The 1,269-nt window shown below is 39.9% G+C and carries 1 protein-coding gene; it reads left to right on the top strand.

Annotation, left to right across the window (positions count from 1 at the left end; all coding sequences use genetic code 11):
- Positions 1 to 97: 97 nt before the first annotated feature.
- Positions 98 to 1,249, top strand: coding sequence for an IS4-like element ISAbe18 family transposase (locus FTU45_RS15290; protein ID WP_180076696.1), 1,152 nt, complete (start codon positions 98 to 100; stop codon positions 1,247 to 1,249).
- The last annotated feature ends 20 nt before the right edge of the window (positions 1,250 to 1,269 follow it).

Genomic DNA, 1,269 nt, shown 5'->3' with positions numbered 1-1,269 from the left:
CACTGCTGTCCCATAGTTTGCTTTAAATAAAAAAACCTGAGTCCTAACAGTTAAAATATGAGTGCAAACAAACACTTTAACGACCAGGATTCAGGTTTTGTCACATCAGAATACCGTATTTCATGAGCTAATTAAACCTGTTGTGCGACAGGATTTTGAACAACTTGCTAAAGTACACCATGTTGGACAGAAATTTAGAGCGGCTTCCCGGTGGGATCAGTTTATTGCCATATTGATGTCTCAACTCTCTTGTAGGCAAAGTCTGAGAGATATTCAATCCAATTTGGAGTGCCAACAGGAAAAGCTAAGTCATCTCGGAGCAAAGTCTATTCCCCGAAGCACGCTGGCACGAATCAATGAGCAGCAGCCTGCTACCTTGTATCAACAGCTATTTTACAAGTTGCTTAAATACTATGAACACTCAAAAGTAGCTCATAAATTTCGCTTTAAGAATCCCTTGTATTCCTTGGATGCCAGTCATATTGACCTGTCGCTTTCCTTATGTGAATGGGCCAAAGTTCACGACTCAAAAGCCAGCATGAAACTCAGTATAGGATTGAATCACAGCAATGATATTCCTGAGTTTGTTGCAGTTGAAAATGGCAAAGAAAATGACATGGTACAAGGCCGCAAATTCCAGTTTCCTGCTGGCAGCATTGTAGTTTTTGATAAAGGCTATGTCGATTACCAATGGTATGCAAATCTGACTGCTCAAAACATTGGATTTGTCACACGTTTTAGGCCTAAATCTGTGTATCAGGTGATCCAGCAACATCCAGTGCTTGAATCCAAAGGTATTCTAAAAGATGAAACCATTCAGCTGAATAGCGCACATGCCCTAAAAAGAAAAGCCCCAGTGTTAAGAAGAATTGAATATAGAGATCAGCAAAGTGGCAAGCACTTTAGCTTTCTCAGCAATAACTTTCATTTAGCCGCCTCCACCATTGCGGCGATTTATAAAGATCGTTGGAAAGTTGAGCTGTTCTTTAAGGCGATTAAGCAGAATCTCAAATTAAAAGCGTTTCTAGGCCGCAGCAGGAACGCAATTCAGACACAAATCTGGATTGCGATGATCGCCTATTTATTGGTGAGTTTCGCTCGACATTTAGGAAAAACAGGTTGGACAGTTCAACGTTTACTCAGAATAATTCAAGTGAATTTGTTTGAAAGAAGAACTTTAAAAGCTTTATTTTCACCCGATAAAATACCCATAAAACAAGAGGAAGCTCAAATGAGCTTCCTCTTGTGAAAAATTGTGGGACAGCAATG

Origin of the sequence: Acinetobacter sp. YH12106 (genome assembly GCF_013418995.1) — a bacterium.
Lineage (GTDB): Bacteria > Pseudomonadota > Gammaproteobacteria > Pseudomonadales > Moraxellaceae > Acinetobacter > Acinetobacter pseudolwoffii.
The sequence above is the reverse complement of the archived record's forward strand: the minus strand, read 5'-3'. Positions and strand labels throughout refer to the sequence as shown.